Raw genomic sequence first — 18,688 nt, 5'->3', positions numbered from 1 at the left:
GTTGTATTTTTAGTATACTATATTTCCGAAACTGTTACACTGTACTTTTATGTATCTGTACTATTTTTTTTATAACAAAATGACTCTTACATTCCATCGGTCACATTCTTACAACAGTGTAATGCTATTGTCATCTCATTCGATAGTCTGTCCATCATTTCAAATGTACAATAAAGACAAGAAATCAAACAAAGGAGCGAATGAAAATGAAAAAATTTTTAGAAATTGTAGGTGCTGTATTTTTAGCTTTCGTTGATGGAAAAAAGGTTGCAGTGGAATTAAATGAAGCACCAGAACAAATATTACCAGAAAAAGTAAAAGAAACACCAAAACAAGCACCGACTTTCAAACCTATTTTACACACATAAAAAACCCTTCACTTGTCTTTTCAAATGAAGGGTTTTTTTATAGTGTAATGCTTTCTCCAGCTTCTAATACCTTACCTGTACTACATGTTAGTTTTTGGACAAAAAGGTGCGGATTTTGCTGGATGACTGGGAATGTATTATAGTGCATTGGCACAACCGTTTTTGCTCCAATCCATTCCGCAGCTAACACTGCATCCTCTGGTCCCATTGTAAAATTATCACCAATTGGTAAAAATGCTACATCGATATTATTAAGAGAACCGATTAACTTCATATCGGAAAATAAAGCAGTATCTCCCGCATGATACACTGTTTTTTCTTCTGCCGTAAATAAAATTCCAGCTGGCATTCCTGTATATGTAATCGTCTGATTTTCTTCATCAATATAACTTGACCCATGGAATGCTTGTGTAAATTTCACTTTTCCAAAATCAAACACATGTGAACCACCGATATGCATCGGATGTGTATTCACACCTTGCCATCCTAAAAATGTTGCGAGTTCAAACGGTGCCACAACAACCGCATTATTTCTCTTCGCAAGCGCTACTGTATCGCCGACATGATCACCATGACCGTGCGATAAAATAATCGCATCTACCTTGACATCTTCAGCCTTTAAATCTGTTTTCGGATTACCTGTTAAAAACGGATCAATTAAAATAACCTTTCCATTCGTTTCAATCTTTACAACTGAATGCCCGTGATAAGATACTTTCATTATTACATTCCTCCCTTATTCACATTCACACCTTTTATTCTACATGATTTCATAATTCCCTGTCTTTTCAAACAACGATTTACTTGTCATAACGCTTTCATCCGATGTAAAGTTATATATGTAACTCAAATCTCGGAGGTGCAAATCTATGAATACTAGATTAGAAAACTTAATGCAATGGCTACAAGAACAAAACGTGGAAGCTGCATTTTTAACTTCTACACCAAACGTCTTCTATATGACAAACTTCCATTGTGAACCACACGAAAGACTACTCGGTCTATTTGTATTCCAAGAAAAAGAACCGATTTTAATCTGTCCTAAAATGGAAGAAGGTCAAGCTAGAAACGCTGGCTGGGCACATGAAATTATCGGATTTACTGATACAGACAAACCATGGGATATGATTGCAAAAGCAATCGCAGATCGCGGCATTGATGTAAATGCAGTGGCAATTGAAAAAGAACATTTAAATGTAGAGCGCTATGAAGAATTAACAAAATTATTCCCGAAAGCATCTTTCAAATCCGCTGAAGAAAAAGTACGCGAACTTCGTTTAATTAAAGACGAAAAAGAACTTTCTATTTTACGCCAAGCAGCTCACATGGCAGACTACGCTGTTGAAATCGGTGTAAATGCAATTGAAGAAAATCGTAGCGAATTAGAAGTGTTAGCAATCATCGAACATGAAATGAAGAAAAAAGGCATACATAAAATGTCCTTTGACACAATGGTATTAGCAGGCGCAAACTCTGCACTGCCACACGGTATTCCAGGCGGAAACAAAATGAAGCGCGGTGACTTCGTACTGTTTGACTTAGGTGTAATCATTGATGGTTACTGCTCTGACATTACACGTACAGTCGCATTTGGCGATATTTTAGAAGAACAAACACGCATTTACAACACTGTACTAGCTGGCCAATTACAAGCGGTTGAAGCTTGTAAACCAGGTGTTACACTTGGCGAAATTGACAATGCTGCTCGCTCTGTTATCGCAGATGCAGGTTACGGAGAATTCTTCCCGCACCGCCTTGGTCATGGACTTGGAATTAGCGTACACGAATATCCAGATGTAAAAGAAGGCAACGAATCTTCATTAAAAGAAGGTATGGTCTTCACAATTGAACCAGGTATTTACGTACCAAACGTAGGTGGCGTTCGTATTGAAGATGATATTTATATCACAAAAGACGGATCAGAAATTTTAACAAAATTCCCGAAAGAATTACAGTTTGTGAAATAAGAAAAAGGTAGCGACTGCGCTACCTTTTTTAAATATCATTTTTCTCTACTATCTCAAACTTATTAACAGTCATTTTCCCTGGATAACTTTCAAGTATCTGAGAAGACCATACTCTTATTTTATATCCTGATTTCAACTGTTTATATGCATTTTTATCACCCAAACGTAGAATCGTATCCGCTGGGATGTTCATGTGTTTTTGTTGATCCACATACCTCTGCAACTCTTTTTTCGTGTCGAATTTTTTATTGCTAGCGAAATATACAGTCGTATTTTTCACTATAACGTATCCTTCCATAGCACCTTGTTCTGTTTGTTGTTGCACACTCGCCGGCTCATTCTCAGTTTGCTCATTACGTGTACATGCTATTAATATTACGAAAGAAACAGTAAATAAAACATACACACACAACATCCATGTGTTTCTCTTCATTTCATGCCTCCATTATAGAAACTTCATTAATCAATCCTATTTCTAACATTTTTTGTTCGTCTCTAATCGTTTTTTTGAAATCCTCAATAAATGATTGATTTGTTGAAGAAAGGTATTTATTTCTTGTATATTCTCCGTTTCTATCATAATATTAAAATACAGAATTTTCTAAATAAAAAGGAGAGATTACATGCAACAACTTCAAAAACAATTAGAAGAAATAAAAGCTAATCATTACGCTATAGATTCCACTGTAGATATTCATGATTTAAGTTCAAAAATGCTTCAATATATCGGTGTACCAGATGGCTATTTACGAGATAAATTAATCTATACGACCTTTTATCATCTCATCACAAACGATCATATTACACACAGGCATTTACAGAAATTATTGTCCCAAAGTATAAGCGAGCAATATTTATTTTACAAAATTAACACTGACGATACAGACGCTGTATTTACTCGATCATTTACAACACTATTAATTGCTTTAATCATAAACGCCGATACAAAACATAACTTTTTATCACAGTCTGACATATTAGATGTGAAAGACAAATTAATGTTATATATGGACCAAGAACATGATTTCAGAGGTTATGTTAACGATCAAGGCTGGGCTCATAGCATCGCTCATGTTTCCGATACATTCGATGAACTCGTTCAAAATCCAAAACTTGAGGCCTCCTATTACCCTGAAATACTACAAACCTTGTTAGAAAAAATAAATGTACATACAATGTATTACAAGTATGAAGAAGATGAGCGAATTATCACTCCTATCATTGCCATGCTGAAAAATGGTTTAGTTGAAAAAGAACTCATCTCAGCTCTTCATTCTTTAGTAAATCAATTACAAGTTCAAAAACCTGAATTACCTATCGAACCTTATGAAGCGTTATATGGAAATATAAAATCGCTCTTGCGTAGCTTGTTTTTTAGATTACGAACACTTTCTATATGCAAAGAAACCGAAAACGAGGTTGAAAATTTATTAAAGGAATTACGCCAATACTACTAAAAAAGAAGGCCACTCAAAAAGTGCCTTCTTCCATTTCACTAATATTTAGTTGAAACTTTACAATCCAAACTGAGAAAAGATGTACAAAAATCGCGATAGCCATACATGTCCCACTTAAAAAAGTTACAATTGGGTGCGAGTATGAATGTCCTAAATAATAAGATGCTCCTATGAAAAACATTGTTATGTAGATGTAGATTGCTCCATGTATTTGCTTCATATAGGCCCCCTTTTCTCCATATTATACCATAAATTTTCAGATTATTCTAATTAATGTTTTGTAATCAATATTTCTCAACTGTTACACCTCTTACAGCTGCTTTTATATACGGTGAACTTTGTAAATTTTTTAAATTCTCTGTCTTTCCTGTTACGACTACGCCGTAGATTGGTAGGTCCTTTGATGGTGTATTTTTAATTTCTTTATAATATTGATTAAAATAATCGTTTGGTATACCCTCACTATTCTCTGCTAAATACTTCATTTGATCCAGAAATTCTTTTGAATTTCTTGTTAAATCATTTTTAATATTTTCTCGCGCTTTTGCATAACTCCCTTCAAAGCCAAATACTTTTATAGCCATTTCAGCATTTAATACCGCACCACTCTGAGGATCCTTTAATCCTACATACGTATCGGCCTTTTTTTCATTATATGTATCAGCCCAAAACCAAACAGGTTGTATACCTTTTGGTAACATCTCCACAATTTGCTCAGCCGTATATGCTTTATCAAAAGATAACGCTATTTCCGCAACTTTATTTTGCAGCTCTCCAATGTCCTTTAAATCATTCACATAATTTTCATACGTAACGAAAGGCAAGTAAAACCTCATTTCCCTTTGCATTGTTTGAACATTATAATCTGGTAACTTAATAGTCTCTCCCTCTTTATTTACCTCTTCCTCATCTAACCTAACAAGTTCACCATTATAGTGCATCATCCTATAATTCCATACACCTGATTCATACATCTCATTTGCCCATTTCACTGGTTGTCCCGCTATATTTTTATAAGAGTTATATATGATGGTTCGACCTATCATACTATTACTTAAATTAACACTGCCACTAAAGCGTATATTCGGTCCTTGGACAGTATGTAACGCAGCCACTTGTCTTTCCATCCTTTCAAAAGTTTGTTGTGAAAAATATGCTGTTCCTAAAAACAGTCCTACGATAACTACAACAGACGCACAAATAGAAATAATCCAGTTTCGCAAAAGTTGTTTCCGCTTCGCTCTCTTCATCAAAACCTTCATCTGCTTCTCATCCATATCCAGCTCAAAGTCCTTCCGACTCATCATTCTTCCTCCTATACAATTTCTTAAATTGATTCCGCGCACGGTACAAACTTGTTTTCACTGTTTCTTCTTTCATACTTAATAAAACGGCAATTTCTTTATAAGAGAGTTCATACTCATATTTCAGCAATAACATATGCCGATAATCTTCTGTCATCGTCTCTAGTATTTCTTGTACTTCTCCTTGAAGCTCACTTGTCAAAAGAACTTCGTCTAATGATTTTTGACTAATAAGAACAACTGATTCAATCGCAACTGGATTTAATCGTTTTTCTTTCCGGTATAAATCACGATGCTGATTAATCGCAACGCGGAATAACCATGGTGTTAATCGTTCTAACGGTATTTCCTCCATAAGCAGAAGAGCTTTATACAACGTATCTTGTACGATATCTTCTGCTTCCTTTCTTTCTGCGCCGATCTTAATTAAGTATCCATAAACAGCTTTTGACTTTTCTATCAATAATGATTCAAACGTATCATAACTCATTCTGCTCTCCCTTCTACATACTCAACGTTTGAGAGCTTAAAATGTATACAACTTTCCCCAAAAAAATTTTTGCAAACAAAAAAGCCCATCTATTTTGATGCGCTCTTTTCGTTCCATACAAAGAATACCATTCTATTACTTCATCGCTTCTTTGACAACATCTTGAATCATGACAACCTCTGTTTCCATATTAGCAGCGGGCGCTTCCTCATCAATACATTCATACCAAAATTCCAAATGCTTTTTATCAACTTCGTGCCGAGAAGCTTCGACATCTATCCCGCCTTCCCCTTGCACAGAATACCAATATAAATACTCTTCTCCATCTCTTATTTCCCGGAAAATTGTCTCTACATACATTTTCTCGTCGTTTAATGTCAAAAGCACTTCTTTCATATGGTCATTTAACATCTTCATCCATTCATCAACACGGTGACTTTTCCCTGACTTCACTTTGAATCTTGTTAATTCAACATTCATGTTTTATCCCTCTACTTTCTTACGTACATATAAAACATATTCCACTGGATGATCAAAACCTAGTTTACTAGCAAGTCTTTGTGAGGGTATATTATCCACATTACAATCCCAGCACGGCGTAATACCATTTTGTATGCAATGTTCTATAAAATAAGTGGCGACTAATTGAGCAAACCCTTTTCCTTGATAGTTTGGATGTGTTGCGATGTCAATTTCAGCAAAACGATTACTCCTAAAAATCGAGACGCATTCAGCTACTACTTTTTCATCTTGCAGAATACAAAATCCAAAACCAGCCTTCAAGAACGCTTCTTTTGAACCCCAATATTCTGTATAATACTGTTCCGTAAATTCAGTACTTTTTTCGATTATGTTTCTATCAATCCGCATAACCTTGTATGTAGAATCATCTAATTCTCTTTTCCTATCTTCGAAGATATCTCTCTGAAATAGAATTTTTTTTCGAGGAATTTTTCTAAAAGAATCCTTGAAATGATTTTCAATAATGCTTTCCCACTCTATGCTAGAAACAAATAATGAGAATCGCTTCTCCGTTGTTAAAACGTCATTTTCAATATAAGAAAACAAAGTATGTTGAAATTCCTGATCATGTGTATCTCCAAACAGGTAGTAAATTCCATTAACAGTCACAATCATTCCCACTGTTAATCTCTCATTTACAAAAATCTCACCATCTATTATTCGATTGCATACTGCATAGGCAAAAGTAGATGTCTGTTTGTTCTTTTCTAAAACCGGAAGAACCGTATGATATTCTGCTAACGCTAACTTTCTCATACGTTCTCCACAATAACCGTATCCGCATCTAAGTTTTCAAAACAAAGATTAACAGTTCGCTGTAGTGCCCTCGTTCGGTGAATGGTACCTGCTGGAATTAAAATCGAATCATTTGGTTTTAATACAGCTGTATCCTTATCTTGAAAATCGATAAGCAATTCTCCCTCGAGTACCATAAATAGCTCATCCGAATTGGAGTGAAAGTGCCAATCATATTCCCCTGTAAATACCGCAATCCGTAAACAATGATTATTCACATTTGATACAACAAAATTTTTGTGCCCTTCTGTAATATCTTTTGTAAGTTCTAATAGGTTTACCTTCTCCATCGTTATTCCCATCCCCTAATCCATTTACTATTTCCCCCAAAACCATCCAAGTGCAATAATCATCATACAAATCCAAAAGCCGATTGTTCCAAAATCAATATCTTTTTCCTGTTTTTTCTTCCTTACCTTTTTTACTTCTTCTTTTAACTCTTGTACACTTTGTTCTAATTTAACAATTGCTTCTTTCATTTCATTCAGTTCACTTTTCTCTTGTACTTTTTCTTCTGACTCTTTTGCTAAGTTCATTGCTATGCACCCTTTCCGCAACGTTCTATTCCATTCTAGCGCTCTCATTTTTTAATCTATTTTTATCCCGCATTAACTGGAAGCAAGTCCCTCAAAAGTTAGGGGGATGACTGCACGTAAAAAGCCCGATTGGTGAGGAGTAACCATCAGTGGTGGATGAAGTCCCTACTGATTGAAGCTTCATTTTATTAACGTCATTCTTCATCATTCTGAATAGTAAAACATTTCATAGCAAATTAATTTCAGTTTTAATCTCCACCGCCTCCACAATCTCCTCCTCCACTATCACCTGAACTACTACAATCGTTATCGCTATAGTTTACAAATCCACTTGATGAATTGGAGGAATAAGAAGAGCGTTTCCTTTTCTGCTTTCTTTTCTTATCTTTTTCACTTTCACGGCTTGGCCATATTGTATCAAACAGCACAAAAAACATACCCACTGCTACCATTAAAGCAATGACCCCTAAGGTTTCTTCCAAAAATTCAGGTGTTATTTCTAATTGGTAAAATCCCCCTAACAGAAACATGCATACAATTACATAAATGATCATGCTAATATATCTTGCTATTTTCTCTATCCTAAGAGCCAATTTCTTTTCAAACGATATATTCTGTTCCTGCTTTTTCTTTATATATTTCTGCTGTTTTATCTGTTTTTTCTTCCTACTCTTTCTCCCCATGACATCACCTCTTTTATTTTCCGCATACAATTACAAACTACCATATGGAGAGCTCTGCAAACAAGAAAAATATACCAATTAAAAGGTTTTCAAAATAAAAATACTCTCTAAATCTAGCTATGTAACAGTAATGTTCCCTTTACTTTTTGTAAAGTTACATTTACAAATTACCTGAAAAATGGTTAAAATCAATGTAATAAATTTGCACAAAGGAGAAATTGTGGATTTGGCCACAAATAAAGTAAAACAATTCCGCGTTGTTAGAGACATCACCCAAGAGCAACTTGCTTCTGCTGTTAACATCACCAGGCAATCCCTCATCGCCATCTAGAAGAACAAATATAACCCCAGCTTAGAATTAGCCTTAAAACGATGTGAGTTTTTTGATCGTAAAGTGGAGGATTTATTTCAATTAGATAAAACTGGGGAGGAATAATAGTGAAAAATAATTCTACTCAACAAACAGCATCGTATATTACCATTCTTTTATTAGGAACTGTATTCTTTTATTTTGATGCAGGCCTTGAAGTGAGCCTTATGTATGCTGTAGGGTTTATCATCTTCTCATCGGTGTTTGGACTCTTAAGGAAATTATTCTTTAAGAAGAATACAGGAGCAGGAGAGTATCCATTACCAGAGATGGACGAACGAATTGAAAAGTTGAGTTTGAAACTTTATGCTCAAATTTTTGGACTGTCTCACTTGATTGGTGCAGTGATACTATTTGTTTTATATATAACCAATAAGAATACGATGATACGAGTAGAATATGTTCTATATTACGTGATAGGAGTTCTTTTCTTCACAATGATGTTCGGCTTGAAAATTGTAAAGAAACTAGACCAATAAGTGATAAAAAAGGAAGCAATTAAAAAATATTAACAACAATCTCTTGTATTTTTCTTTTTCAGCAAAGACAATCCCGGACTGATAGAACATATTATATGTATGTTCCGCCGCCAAATACAAAAAGACCCTCCTTATACAAGGAAGGCCTCACAATCATTTCTATTATGATAAAGCAGGAGCTTTTTCAAGAAGCTCTTTCGCATCAGCGTATTGTAAGCCGTGAGCTTCTGCAACTGCTTCGAATGTTACATAGCCGTCTAATGTGTTAATACCTTTTAATAATGCAGTATTGCCTAGGCAAGCTTGTTTGTAGCCTTTGTTAGCAATTTGTACTGCATATGGTACTGTTACGTTTGTTAATGCAAGAGTTGATGTACGTGGAACCGCACCTGGCATGTTTGCAACTGCATAATGAACAACACCGTATTTTTCATAAGTTGGGTTATCATGAGTTGTAATGCGGTCAGTTGTTTCGAAAATACCACCTTGGTCGATTGCGATATCTACTACAACAGAACCTGGTTCCATTGATTTAATCATTTCTTCTGTTACAAGTTTTGGAGCTTTTGCACCTGGAATTAATACCGCACCGATAACAAGATCAGATTCTTTTACAGCTTCTGCAATGTTATATGGATTAGACATTAATGTTTTGACTTGATTGCCAAAAATATCATCTAATTGGCGAAGACGTTCTGCACTTAAGTCGATAATTGTTACGTCAGCACCTAAGCCCACCGCGATTTTCGCTGCGTTTGTACCAGCTTGGCCACCGCCGATAATTGTTACTTTACCGCGTTTTACCCCTGGAACGCCTGCAAGTAAGATACCTTTGCCGCCTTTATTTTTTTCAAGGAATTGCGCACCGATTTGTGCAGACATACGACCAGCTACTTCACTCATCGGTGCAAGTAGTGGTAAAGAACGATTGTCTAATTGTACTGTTTCATAAGCGATTGATACTACTTTGTTGTCAATTAATGCTTTTGTTAATTCTGGTTCTGGAGCTAAGTGTAAGTATGTGAATAAAATTAAACCTTCGCGGAAATAACCATATTCGCTTTCTACTGGCTCTTTTACCTTCATAACCATCTCTTGATTCCATGCTTCCTCAGCAGTTTCAACAAGTTTCGCTCCAGCTTGTACGTACTCTTCATCTGTAAAGCCAGATCCTAAACCTGCACCCTTTTGAACAAAAACTTCATGACCATTGTGTATTAAATGTACAGCACCAGCTGGCGTCATTGCCACGCGGTTTTCGTTGTTTTTAATTTCTGTTGGAATACCGATACGCATTATTAATTCCCCCTTGAGTTATGAAATGACCCCTGAATCATTTTTTAAAGCGCTTTCTACGCTCTTATATTCTAACATAATATCTCAATATTTGACAAAAAATAATGCGAGTTTTCCGATAGATTTTGCCCCGCATTAACGGACAGTACTATCCCCCTCTCAAGATGAAAAAGCCCCAAAATTAGGTGGGGGATACACTATCCATAAATGCCTGATTGGTGAGGGCTAACCATCATTGAGGGATAAAACTCCCCAATGATGGAAGTTTCACTTTATCTATTTTGGTCGATATCGGTGAATAACATCAACTGCCCCTGTTACTTCTATAATTGTGCCTGTAATCATATCGGAATCTTCTTCGCATAGAAACGAAATTGTTCGAGCAATATCTTCACCTGTTCCAGATCTACCAATTGGTGTTCTAATGTCTTTCATCGTACGCGCCTGCTTAATTGTCGCCTCTTTCATTTCACCAATAATATCTCCTGGACAAACCATATTCGCTGTAATGCCATATTCCGCTTCTTCATAGGCAACTGTTTTCGTTAACGAAACAAGTCCTACCTTTGCAGCCGCAAATGCAGAACGGTACATCCAGCCAGGTGCACTATCTGCCCCTTGAAATCCGTAATTGATAATGCGACCAAAATGCTGCTTCCTCATAATGGGAACGACAAGTTTTAATAAACGGAACACTGCTGTTAAATTCCCTTGTATCATTTCATTCCATTCATCTTCTTCATAATCAATTAACTTTTTACGTTCAAACACATAAGGACCTGCATTATTAATCAAAAAATCAATTTTGCCAAAACGGCTAATTGCTTCTTCTACTATTTTATGTAAATCTTCTTTTTTCGTGACATCTGCTTGTACGAACTGCAGACGTTCTTCTATATGTTTATACTTTTCTTTCATTGTTTCTACAGCACTTATATCGCTATGATATGTTACAGTTACTGAATATCCTTTAGCTAATAAATTCTCTGTTACTTGCTTTCCTAAACCTTTCGTACCGGCCGTAATGAGCGCGTGTCTCACAAACATGCCTCCTTTTAAATTGCTATACTTCATATGTAACAAGTTCTCCCTACAATTACAACTAAAAAGAATTGGAACAGAGTTTTCAAAATTCTGTAACGTTTCTGGCAAGCACGTTACCATATTTTGTTTTATAATTAAGTTGTAAAAGCTTATAAAAACGAATTGGGAGGAATCTACTATGAATAATACATATACAAATATTTTAATTGCAGTGGACGGTTCCAAAGAAGCAGAAAAAGCCTTTAAAAAAGCAATTCAAGTCGCAAAGCGCAACAACGCAACATTAACAATCGCTCATATCGTTGATGTAAAAGCATACTCTGCTGTAGAGGCATATAGCCGCGCAATCGCTGAGCGTGCAAATCTCTTTGCAGAAGATTTATTAGAAGACTACAAAAAGACTGCAACTGAAGCTGGCCTTGAAAAAGTAGAAACTGTATTAGAATTCGGTAATCCAAAATCTAAAATCTCAAAAGAAATTGCTCCAAAACAAAAAGTAGATTTAATTATGTGTGGTGCAACTGGTTTAAACGCTGTAGAACGATTCTTAATCGGTAGCGTCTCTGAACATATTATTCGCTATGCAAAATGCGATGTCCTTGTTGTTCGTGGTGAAGAAGAGCAAGGTGACATTTAATAAATAACGAAAACACCAAGTCTTATGCAGATTTGGTGTTTTTTATTTTATGTATTTTCCTATGAAGACAAGCTAAGATTACCATAACACTCGCAAATAAAAACAGTGGAAGAAACTTTTACGACCATAATCCCCTCATTAGTGTAGCCACTACCAAATACGCCTCATAATCCATCCCTTTCTTTTACTTATCACCACACTAATCTACATAATTTAGAAATCAAAGGATAGAATATATCCGTTCGGTTACGCTAAGAAAAAGATGAAAAGGGGGATACTACATGGGAGATCACGAACGAATTATTTTAGATGTAAATGATGAAGAACTTGAAATGCTCGATACGATCTGTTCGCATTTTAAAGAAACACATGGCGTTGAGCTGAGCCATGGTGCATTACTCCGTGATTTAATGGATATTGAGTATATTCGTATTACAGAAAACAGACATAAATATGAATAAAAAGCTCCTTTAACATTACACTTATTAGAGGATATACGTTCCATATAAGTGTAGCTTTGAAATAAAGTCGTACTGTTTATAAAAAAGATGTACCGTTTTAAAGAAAGTTATACCGTTTACAAAAAAGTTGCATCGTTTTATTCCTTTTCGATTAAAGAATTCTAAGTGAGTGTTAATCAAACTTTTTTATAAAACGAAATGTTCATTCAAGAAGAAAAGAAGCCATTTTGATTATTCTTTTTTTATTGAAAGTCAAGCAATTGAATGAATATATTTATATTTAAATGATTTTATATAATGTCACACATTTTTAGGCCGAAACAAAAAGGATAGGAAAGCAGAAATAAAAACTGCTATTTCTATCCTTTTTTGTACTACAAATGACCTCATTTACACAACAACATTTTTAGTATGTTGTTCAACTAACGCATGCGTTAGTTCAATAATTACTCGCTAATCGAATCTGCTGTTTTTACAAGGTCTTTAATAGTGTAATCTTTTGTAACATCTGGTGATTTAATTAAAGAAATCCCACGATAAAGTCCATCTTTTTTCCAACGAATAATTTTCGTATTTTTACTATCCTTATCAATAATCACTTTTGTTCCATCTTTTAATTTTGTTGTTTTTTAATCTTCTTATCACTTTTTCATTTCAATCTCAATTCTCTTTGCTAAGTCAGATGATACTTTATTGAAATACTCCATAATTTTCTTTCTAATATCATCAGATATAACTTTCAAATCACTAGTTAAATTTTCGACAAGATGTTCTTTTTCTATTTGAGTTAACCTCGTATAGAATTCACCAGCCTGCCCAAAATCGTCTTGCTTTGTTATAGAAGTTCTTTCTAGTTTGCCTTCAACATATCTTCCATCACCACTTGTAATTTGATTAGTTGATGTCCAATTTTGCTGTTGGTTAACCGGTAATTTACGAAATTCAGCTCCAATTCTTCTTCTTTGAGAATCACTATAAATATTGGCACGGCCCTGCAGTATTTTATCATCAGATAATTCTGCGCCGTCTAGTAAATTAGAAGGGGAGAAGGCGACTTTTTCTACTTGCTCCATATAATTATCAGGATTTTTATTTAATACCATTTTGCCTACTGGTATTAGGGGATACTCTTTTTCATCCCATACTTTTGTATCGTCTAAAGGATCATAAGAAAGATTTGCTTCATCCTTTGGGTCCATGAGCTGGACATATAATCCATATTCCACCAGTTTACCACCCGCAATCGCATCGTATAAATTTTTACCAGCGTAATCAGGATTTTCAGCGGCTAGTCTACTTGCTTCTTCGCGACCAATGTATTGTACACCTTCAAATGGGTACCAATGGTATTTAACGTACTTTCTAATACCTTGAGCATTTCTCCAAACATATGTATTTACACTATGTCCTGGAATGTGGCGAAGACTTTTTACCGTACCAGCATCAGAGTATAAACGTACAACAAAATGAATTGATTCAGGCGCTCTTGCTACAAAGCTCCAAAACCTATCAGGGTCAATTAAATTATTTTTTGGTGAAGGTAAGAATGCTTTAATAAATTCCGGAAATCGTATCGCATCACGAACAGAAAAGACAGGAATGTGATTACATAAAAGGTCAAAAACACCTTCTTCTGTATAAAATTTTGTAGCAAAACCACTTACATTTCTAGATGTATCAGGTGTTCCTTTCGTACTGACAGCTAACGAAAAGCGAACCATAACAGGAACTTTCTGATTAAAATTTTGTAAAAAACTCAGTTTTGTATGTTCGGACATCGAATATATCGTTTGAAAATAACCAAATGCACCAAATCCTTTTACATGAACAGGTCTTTCTAAAATCTTTTCATGAATAAATTCTTGTAAGGTTTCGTGTAGTACACCATCTTGTTCCAGTACAGGTCCCCCAGATCCGATCGTCTGGGAATGAAGTTTAGCTGGCTCATTGGAGAGGTATCGATTCTCATAATGGCTTTCCTCTAATAAGGTTTGCCTCTGTTTATGATGCTTTTCATTCATTATTATAGCCTCCAAAATTTAATTTTCATCAATCGTTACTAAATATGATTTTTAAGGCTCGAATATGTATCTTCTTCTTTTATTTTCAACATTCATTAGAAATATAGTTTCTTAAAGTTAGTAGCATTTTTCAGGGAATTGCAATATAAAGTGAATTTGAACCGATGTGTAAACAGACCGCTAGTTAAAGAAAACTCCTATGCAGTGGACCTTTTTGAACAGGTAGAATTATGAAAAGATGAAGATGAATATGAAGAAGGAAAAGCTTCTTTAAATAGAAGCTTATTTTTGTGTGATAAAAGGAACAGAACTTTTTTAAGCCTTTCAAATAAATGTAAGAGGTTAAGTTACGCCCTGAATTTATTTTCAGAACTTAGATTGCCAGACAATATAGGTTTTGCACTTGACTTTGTTAAGTGTGGATTTAAAATAAAGTCACGATGTTTCTAAAAAAGATGCGATGTTTTGAAGATAGTCGCGATGTTTGCAAAAAAGTTATGATGCTTTGCCCCTTTTGAATATAGCTATCTAAAGGGATGTAACAAATTTGTATTTTAAGATTTATGTTGTTTAGTCTAGCTCACTGATTGTGAAGTAAACAACTTAAATGTGACTTAAAAAACTTAACCGTGACCTAGAATTTTTCTATATAACTGATCTCTTTGAGAAAATATATATATTTGTTCAACCACCGGGCGCGATTTTGGAAGATCGAAGGTAGAAAATGATTAAACTTTTTTATAAAACCATAACTTAAAACTGCTAGAGAATAATCCATTTTGATTAATCTTTTTTCAAAATGGATTATTCTTATTTACCATATAATATGGGTTTGTAGAGTGTTTTTGATTAAACTTTATTTCAAGCCAACAATAAGAACGTATATCCTTTTTTTCATAATAAAAAGACATTCATTACGTGACAAAATCACCTTACTGAACGTCTTTTCAATCACTTTTATATGATTATCTTTATGCCTTTTTAACAAATTCAGATTTTAATTTCATAGCTCCAAAACCGTCAATTTTGCAATCAATATCATGATCTCCATCAACCAAACGGATACTCTTCACTTTTGTACCTATTTTTATAACTGATGAAGTTCCTTTTACTTTCAGGTCTTTGATTACTGTTACAGCATCACCATCGTTTAAGATATTTCCATTTGCATCTTTAACAACCTTTTTACCTTCACTGTTTTCAGTTTCTGATTCTAAAGCCCACTCATGAGCACACTCTGGACAAACAAAAAGACTTCCATCTTCATAAGTATATTCTGAATTGCATTTCGGGCAGTTTGGTAAGTTTTGCATATTTTTTTATTTCCTCCATTATAAAAATCACTTTCAATTCCCTTTCTTATATCCTCGTAAACATAACAATTGCGAACTTGAAATTCACAAAAAACAGGGATGTTCCTTATATACTGCCATAGTATTTCCAGATTGACAAGCCAGCTTTACATGAACATGTTTTCTAAAAAATAAAAGGAGAGTACATCGTATCATGCGCTCTCCTTTCCCCTTTAACACACTTATTATTTTTTCTAGTAATAAAAAAGAGGATACTCTGCTCCTTTATGGAACTTAGTATCCTCTCATCCTTATAAATTTACGGTTTCTCCCACTAGCACCTTCGCTTTTTCCAGCGCTTTTTGAATTTGTTCGAACCCTGTCCCACCTGCACTATTACGACGTTTCACCGCTGCATAAGGAGAAAGAACTTCATATAAATCCTCTTCAAATGACGGACTCATCTCTTGATATGTTTCTAGCGGTACATCTAATAAATAAATTCCTTTTTGCGTGCAATGAAGAACAAGCTTTCCGACAATTTCATGTGCCTGACGGAATGGAAGTCCTTTGCTTGCTAAGTAATCAGCAATTTCTGTTGCATTAGAGAAGTCTTGTTTTACGGCTTGCCCCATTTTTTCTTTGTTTACAGTCATTGTTTCTAGCATACCAGCCATAATGTGCAGGCAGCCTTCTACTGTTTTAACTGTATCAAACATACCTTCTTTGTCTTCTTGTAAATCTTTGTTATAAGCAAGCGGTAAACCTTTCATTACCGTTAATAAACTAAATAGGTTGCCGTATACTCTTCCTGTTTTACCACGGATGAGCTCGGCCATATCAGGATTTTTCTTTTGCGGCATAATGCTGCTTCCTGTTGCGTACTGGTCACTCATCTCAATAAATTGAAACTCCTGACTACTCCATAAAATGAGCTCTTCACAAAAACGTGATAAATGCATCATTAATATGGATGAATTGCTAAGAAACTCTAATATGAAATCACGGTCACTTACCGCATCTAAGCTATTTTCATAGATTCCTTCAAAACCGAGAATCTCTGCGCTATACGCACGGTCAATCGGAAATGTCGTCCCTGCAAGCGCACCTGCGCCAAGCGGAGAAATATTAATGCGTCCCAGTGAATCTTCATAACGATTTACATCGCGCTCTAGCATCCAAAAGTATGCAAGCACATGATGAGCGAACGAAATTGGCTGTGCACGTTGTAAATGTGTATATCCCGGCATAATCGTTTCAATATTCTCTTCTGCTTGATGAACAAGAACCTTCTGCAATTTCTTCGCAGCCTTTATGATGTCCTGCACTTTTTCCTTTAAATATAAGTGCATATCTGTAGCAACTTGATCGTTACGACTTCGGCCTGTATGAAGCTTGCCTCCTACTTCACCAATTTTTTCAATTAACATCTTTTCAATATTTAAATGAATATCCTCAGCTTGGACAGAAAACGCAAGCTTATTTTCTTTTGCTTCATCTAGTAAATGTTGTAAACCTTTTTTTATTTTCTCTGCTTCTTCTTTTGTTACAATTCCCTGTTTCGCCAGCATCGTAACATGCGCAATACTACCTTCAATATCTTGATTCGCTAATTGCTGGTCAAAGGAGATGGAAGCTCCAAACTCCTCGACCCACGCTTCTGCTTCTGCTGTAAAGCGACCTCCCCAAAGTTTGCTCACGCTTCCACCTTCTTTTGATTCACTTGGCTGTATACTTTTGTTGGAAGACCAAATAAAGAAATAAAGCCAACTGCTGCATCATGGTTAAATTCATCATCCACTGTATATGTCGCTAATTTTTCATCATATAGAGAGTATTCTGATTTACGTCCTTCTACAATTGCATGACCTTTAAACAATTTCACACGTACTGTGCCTGTTACGGATTTTTGTGTTTCTTGTAAGAAAGCAGCAAGTGCTTGTTTTAAAGGTGAGAACCATAAACCGTTATAAATTAATTCTGTTAATTTTTGTTCAATCATCGGTTTAAAATGAGCGACTTCTTTTACAAGTGTTAAATCTTCTAATTCTTTATGCGCTGTAAGTAACGTCATTGCCGCTGGACATTCATACACTTCACGTGATTTAATCCCAACAAGACGGTTTTCTACATGATCAATACGTCCAACACCGTGTTTTCCAGCAAGCGAATTTAACGTTTTGATAAGTTCTGAAAGTGAATAAGAAGTGCCGTTTAATGTTGTTGGTACCCCTGATTCAAATCCAATTTCTACAAACTCTGGTTTATTCGGTGTATCTTCTAATGCTAATGTCATTTCATATGCATCTTCTGGAGGTGCTGCCCATGGATCTTCTAAAATTCCACATTCATTGCTACGTCCCCATAAGTTTTGGTCAATGGAAAACGGACTATCTAAATTGATTGGAATCGGTACATCATTTTCTTTTGCATACGCAATCTCTTCTTCACGTGACCATTTCCATTCACGTACTGGCGCAATCACTTCTAAATACGGATTTAATGCTTGGATAGAAACTTCAAAGCGAACTTGGTCGTTCCCTTTTCCTGTACATCCATGTGCAACAGCACTTGCCCCTTCCTGCTCCGCGATTTCTACTAGTTTTTTCGCAATTAACGGACGTGATAACGCTGAAACAAGTGGATATTTTCCTTCGTATAATGTATGACCTTGCAATGCCGTCAATGCATATTCATTCGCGAATTCTTCTTGAACATCAATCATGTAAGATTTAGTAGCACCTACTGAAATGGCTTTTTCTTTTACAAACTCTAAATCTTTACCTTCCCCTAAATCTAAACAAAGTGCAATGATATCATAATTTTTCTCTTGTAACCATTTAATTGCAACGGAAGTATCAAGACCTCCGGAATATGCTAACACAACTTTTTTCTTCTCCATTTTCATATCCCCCTAAAGAATAAATATTCATTATCATTAATATTAATTCACACTTTAACACCTT

The 18,688-nt window shown here is 35.2% G+C and carries 23 protein-coding genes and 1 pseudogene; 7 read left to right on the top strand and 17 right to left on the bottom strand.

Going from position 1 to position 18,688, the window contains the following annotated elements:
- The first annotated feature begins 206 nt into the window (after positions 1-206).
- Positions 207-368 (top strand): hypothetical protein, encoded by a 162-nt coding sequence (locus tag ACM6HU_RS23285; protein ID WP_016116601.1) that lies wholly within the window; start codon positions 207-209, stop codon positions 366-368.
- A 37-nt stretch (positions 369-405) separates the two neighbouring features.
- On the opposite strand, the gene ACM6HU_RS23280 is transcribed toward ACM6HU_RS23285, so the two are convergent.
- A complete protein-coding gene (locus tag ACM6HU_RS23280) occupies positions 406-1,089 on the bottom strand; it encodes a metal-dependent hydrolase (protein ID WP_016116602.1) in 684 nt (227 codons plus the stop codon).
- A 148-nt stretch (positions 1,090-1,237) separates the two neighbouring features.
- On the opposite strand from ACM6HU_RS23280, the gene pepQ reads away from it, so the two are divergent.
- Positions 1,238-2,335: a Xaa-Pro dipeptidase gene (pepQ, locus tag ACM6HU_RS23275; RefSeq protein WP_016116603.1), complete on the top strand. Its 1,098-nt coding sequence runs from the start codon at positions 1,238-1,240 to the stop codon at positions 2,333-2,335.
- 28 nt (positions 2,336-2,363) lie between these two features.
- Here pepQ and ACM6HU_RS23270 read toward each other — a convergent pair whose 3' ends face one another.
- On the bottom strand, positions 2,364-2,768 hold the full coding sequence (locus ACM6HU_RS23270; RefSeq protein ID WP_016116604.1) for a DUF3221 domain-containing protein: 405 nt from the start codon (positions 2,766-2,768) through the stop codon (positions 2,364-2,366).
- A gap of 190 nt (positions 2,769-2,958) precedes the next feature.
- Between ACM6HU_RS23270 and ACM6HU_RS23265 the strand changes: the two genes are divergently transcribed.
- Positions 2,959-3,792, top strand: coding sequence for a DUF2785 domain-containing protein (locus ACM6HU_RS23265; RefSeq protein WP_016116605.1), 834 nt, complete (start codon positions 2,959-2,961; stop codon positions 3,790-3,792).
- Positions 3,793-3,805: 13 nt separating this feature from the next.
- Here the strand turns inward: ACM6HU_RS23265 and ACM6HU_RS23260 are convergent, their stop codons facing one another.
- The 8 genes from ACM6HU_RS23260 to ACM6HU_RS23225 all read right to left on the bottom strand — a co-directional run bounded on the left by ACM6HU_RS23260 (position 3,806) and on the right by ACM6HU_RS23225 (position 8,122).
- Positions 3,806-4,012 carry a hypothetical protein gene (locus ACM6HU_RS23260; protein ID WP_016116606.1) on the bottom strand — a complete coding sequence of 69 codons (207 nt, stop codon included), beginning with the start codon at positions 4,010-4,012 and terminating at the stop codon, positions 3,806-3,808.
- A 64-nt stretch (positions 4,013-4,076) separates the two neighbouring features.
- Entirely contained in the window at positions 4,077-5,096 is a 1,020-nt protein-coding gene (locus tag ACM6HU_RS23255; RefSeq protein ID WP_016116607.1) for an anti sigma factor C-terminal domain-containing protein, read from the bottom strand.
- Positions 5,077-5,586, bottom strand: a complete 510-nt coding sequence (locus ACM6HU_RS23250; RefSeq protein ID WP_016116608.1) for an RNA polymerase sigma factor — start codon at positions 5,584-5,586, stop codon at positions 5,077-5,079. Before ACM6HU_RS23250 ends, ACM6HU_RS23255 begins: the two co-directional genes overlap by 20 nt.
- A gap of 135 nt (positions 5,587-5,721) precedes the next feature.
- Entirely contained in the window at positions 5,722-6,066 is a 345-nt protein-coding gene (locus ACM6HU_RS23245) for a DUF6176 family protein (protein ID WP_016116609.1), read from the bottom strand.
- A gap of 3 nt (positions 6,067-6,069) precedes the next feature.
- A complete protein-coding gene (locus tag ACM6HU_RS23240; RefSeq protein WP_016116610.1) occupies positions 6,070-6,864 on the bottom strand; it encodes a GNAT family N-acetyltransferase in 795 nt (264 codons plus the stop codon).
- Entirely contained in the window at positions 6,861-7,193 is a 333-nt protein-coding gene (locus tag ACM6HU_RS23235; RefSeq protein WP_016116611.1) for a cupin domain-containing protein, read from the bottom strand. Before ACM6HU_RS23235 ends, ACM6HU_RS23240 begins: the two co-directional genes overlap by 4 nt.
- A gap of 27 nt (positions 7,194-7,220) precedes the next feature.
- On the bottom strand, positions 7,221-7,439 hold the full coding sequence (locus ACM6HU_RS23230) for a hypothetical protein (RefSeq protein ID WP_016116612.1): 219 nt from the start codon (positions 7,437-7,439) through the stop codon (positions 7,221-7,223).
- Between the two features lie 248 nt (positions 7,440-7,687).
- Positions 7,688-8,122: a hypothetical protein gene (locus tag ACM6HU_RS23225; protein ID WP_016116613.1), complete on the bottom strand. Its 435-nt coding sequence runs from the start codon at positions 8,120-8,122 to the stop codon at positions 7,688-7,690.
- A 178-nt stretch (positions 8,123-8,300) separates the two neighbouring features.
- Here ACM6HU_RS23225 and ACM6HU_RS23220 point away from each other — a divergent pair.
- Both ACM6HU_RS23220 and ACM6HU_RS23215 read left to right on the top strand, forming a co-directional pair.
- Positions 8,301-8,558: pseudogene (locus ACM6HU_RS23220) on the top strand (helix-turn-helix transcriptional regulator).
- A gap of 2 nt (positions 8,559-8,560) precedes the next feature.
- Positions 8,561-8,971: a hypothetical protein gene (locus ACM6HU_RS23215; RefSeq protein WP_016116614.1), complete on the top strand. Its 411-nt coding sequence runs from the start codon at positions 8,561-8,563 to the stop codon at positions 8,969-8,971.
- 162 nt (positions 8,972-9,133) lie between these two features.
- On the opposite strand, the gene ald is transcribed toward ACM6HU_RS23215, so the two are convergent.
- Both ald and ACM6HU_RS23205 read right to left on the bottom strand, forming a co-directional pair.
- Positions 9,134-10,267 carry an alanine dehydrogenase gene (ald, locus tag ACM6HU_RS23210; RefSeq protein WP_016116615.1) on the bottom strand — a complete coding sequence of 378 codons (1,134 nt, stop codon included), beginning with the start codon at positions 10,265-10,267 and terminating at the stop codon, positions 9,134-9,136.
- Between the two features lie 276 nt (positions 10,268-10,543).
- On the bottom strand, positions 10,544-11,341 hold the full coding sequence (locus ACM6HU_RS23205) for an SDR family oxidoreductase (protein ID WP_016116616.1): 798 nt from the start codon (positions 11,339-11,341) through the stop codon (positions 10,544-10,546).
- Between the two features lie 148 nt (positions 11,342-11,489).
- Between ACM6HU_RS23205 and ACM6HU_RS23200 the strand changes: the two genes are divergently transcribed.
- Positions 11,490-11,948, top strand: coding sequence for a universal stress protein (locus tag ACM6HU_RS23200; protein ID WP_006096151.1), 459 nt, complete (start codon positions 11,490-11,492; stop codon positions 11,946-11,948).
- Between the two features lie 281 nt (positions 11,949-12,229).
- The gene (locus ACM6HU_RS23195) at positions 12,230-12,409 is read left to right on the top strand and encodes a ProA domain protein (protein WP_097835692.1); all 180 of its coding nucleotides are present in this window, start codon (positions 12,230-12,232) and stop codon (positions 12,407-12,409) included.
- A gap of 446 nt (positions 12,410-12,855) precedes the next feature.
- Here ACM6HU_RS23195 and ACM6HU_RS23190 read toward each other — a convergent pair whose 3' ends face one another.
- The 5 genes from ACM6HU_RS23190 to ACM6HU_RS23170 all read right to left on the bottom strand — a co-directional run bounded on the left by ACM6HU_RS23190 (position 12,856) and on the right by ACM6HU_RS23170 (position 18,624).
- A complete protein-coding gene (locus ACM6HU_RS23190; protein ID WP_016116617.1) occupies positions 12,856-13,008 on the bottom strand; it encodes a hypothetical protein in 153 nt (50 codons plus the stop codon).
- Positions 13,009-13,050: 42 nt separating this feature from the next.
- Complete coding sequence (locus tag ACM6HU_RS23185; RefSeq protein ID WP_016116618.1) at positions 13,051-14,430, bottom strand: catalase; 1,380 nt, start codon at positions 14,428-14,430, stop codon at positions 13,051-13,053.
- Between the two features lie 971 nt (positions 14,431-15,401).
- Complete coding sequence (locus ACM6HU_RS23180; protein WP_003201064.1) at positions 15,402-15,743, bottom strand: zinc ribbon domain-containing protein YjdM; 342 nt, start codon at positions 15,741-15,743, stop codon at positions 15,402-15,404.
- Positions 15,744-16,033: 290 nt separating this feature from the next.
- On the bottom strand, positions 16,034-17,422 hold the full coding sequence (argH, locus tag ACM6HU_RS23175; RefSeq protein WP_016133279.1) for an argininosuccinate lyase: 1,389 nt from the start codon (positions 17,420-17,422) through the stop codon (positions 16,034-16,036).
- On the bottom strand, positions 17,419-18,624 hold the full coding sequence (locus ACM6HU_RS23170; protein ID WP_016132103.1) for an argininosuccinate synthase: 1,206 nt from the start codon (positions 18,622-18,624) through the stop codon (positions 17,419-17,421). The genes argH and ACM6HU_RS23170 overlap by 4 nt, the downstream gene beginning before the upstream one ends.
- Positions 18,625-18,688 lie beyond the last annotated feature (64 nt).

It is taken from the genome of Bacillus sp. IT-79MI2 (genome assembly GCF_949768135.1).
GTDB classification, from domain to species: Bacteria; Bacillota; Bacilli; order Bacillales; family Bacillaceae_G; genus Bacillus_A; species Bacillus_A pseudomycoides.
The sequence above is the reverse complement of the archived record's forward strand: the minus strand, read 5'-3'. Positions and strand labels throughout refer to the sequence as shown.

Bases quoted from the DNA above. Each gene is read 5' to 3' on its own strand.
- ACM6HU_RS23270 (WP_016116604.1), bottom strand. From the start codon at position 2,768: ATGAAGAGAAACACATGGATGTTGTGTGTGTATGTTTTATTTACTGTT.
- ACM6HU_RS23200 (WP_006096151.1), top strand. From the start codon at position 11,490: ATGAATAATACATATACAAATATTTTAATTGCAGTGGACGGTTCCAAA.
- ACM6HU_RS23170 (WP_016132103.1), bottom strand. From the start codon at position 18,624: ATGGAGAAGAAAAAAGTTGTGTTAGCATATTCCGGAGGTCTTGATACT.
- ACM6HU_RS23250 (WP_016116608.1), bottom strand. From the start codon at position 5,586: ATGAGTTATGATACGTTTGAATCATTATTGATAGAAAAGTCAAAAGCT.
- ACM6HU_RS23205 (WP_016116616.1), bottom strand. From the start codon at position 11,341: ATGAAGTATAGCAATTTAAAAGGAGGCATGTTTGTGAGACACGCGCTC.
- ACM6HU_RS23240 (WP_016116610.1), bottom strand. From the start codon at position 6,864: ATGAGAAAGTTAGCGTTAGCAGAATATCATACGGTTCTTCCGGTTTTA.
- ACM6HU_RS23260 (WP_016116606.1), bottom strand. From the start codon at position 4,012: ATGAAGCAAATACATGGAGCAATCTACATCTACATAACAATGTTTTTC.
- ACM6HU_RS23280 (WP_016116602.1), bottom strand. From the start codon at position 1,089: ATGAAAGTATCTTATCACGGGCATTCAGTTGTAAAGATTGAAACGAAT.
- ACM6HU_RS23225 (WP_016116613.1), bottom strand. From the start codon at position 8,122: ATGGGGAGAAAGAGTAGGAAGAAAAAACAGATAAAACAGCAGAAATAT.
- pepQ (WP_016116603.1), top strand. From the start codon at position 1,238: ATGAATACTAGATTAGAAAACTTAATGCAATGGCTACAAGAACAAAAC.
- ACM6HU_RS23230 (WP_016116612.1), bottom strand. From the start codon at position 7,439: ATGAACTTAGCAAAAGAGTCAGAAGAAAAAGTACAAGAGAAAAGTGAA.
- ACM6HU_RS23265 (WP_016116605.1), top strand. From the start codon at position 2,959: ATGCAACAACTTCAAAAACAATTAGAAGAAATAAAAGCTAATCATTAC.
- ACM6HU_RS23285 (WP_016116601.1), top strand. From the start codon at position 207: ATGAAAAAATTTTTAGAAATTGTAGGTGCTGTATTTTTAGCTTTCGTT.
- ACM6HU_RS23195 (WP_097835692.1), top strand. From the start codon at position 12,230: ATGGGAGATCACGAACGAATTATTTTAGATGTAAATGATGAAGAACTT.
- ACM6HU_RS23180 (WP_003201064.1), bottom strand. From the start codon at position 15,743: ATGCAAAACTTACCAAACTGCCCGAAATGCAATTCAGAATATACTTAT.
- ACM6HU_RS23235 (WP_016116611.1), bottom strand. From the start codon at position 7,193: ATGGAGAAGGTAAACCTATTAGAACTTACAAAAGATATTACAGAAGGG.
- ACM6HU_RS23255 (WP_016116607.1), bottom strand. From the start codon at position 5,096: ATGAGTCGGAAGGACTTTGAGCTGGATATGGATGAGAAGCAGATGAAG.
- ACM6HU_RS23245 (WP_016116609.1), bottom strand. From the start codon at position 6,066: ATGAATGTTGAATTAACAAGATTCAAAGTGAAGTCAGGGAAAAGTCAC.
- ACM6HU_RS23185 (WP_016116618.1), bottom strand. From the start codon at position 14,430: ATGAATGAAAAGCATCATAAACAGAGGCAAACCTTATTAGAGGAAAGC.
- ald (WP_016116615.1), bottom strand. From the start codon at position 10,267: ATGCGTATCGGTATTCCAACAGAAATTAAAAACAACGAAAACCGCGTG.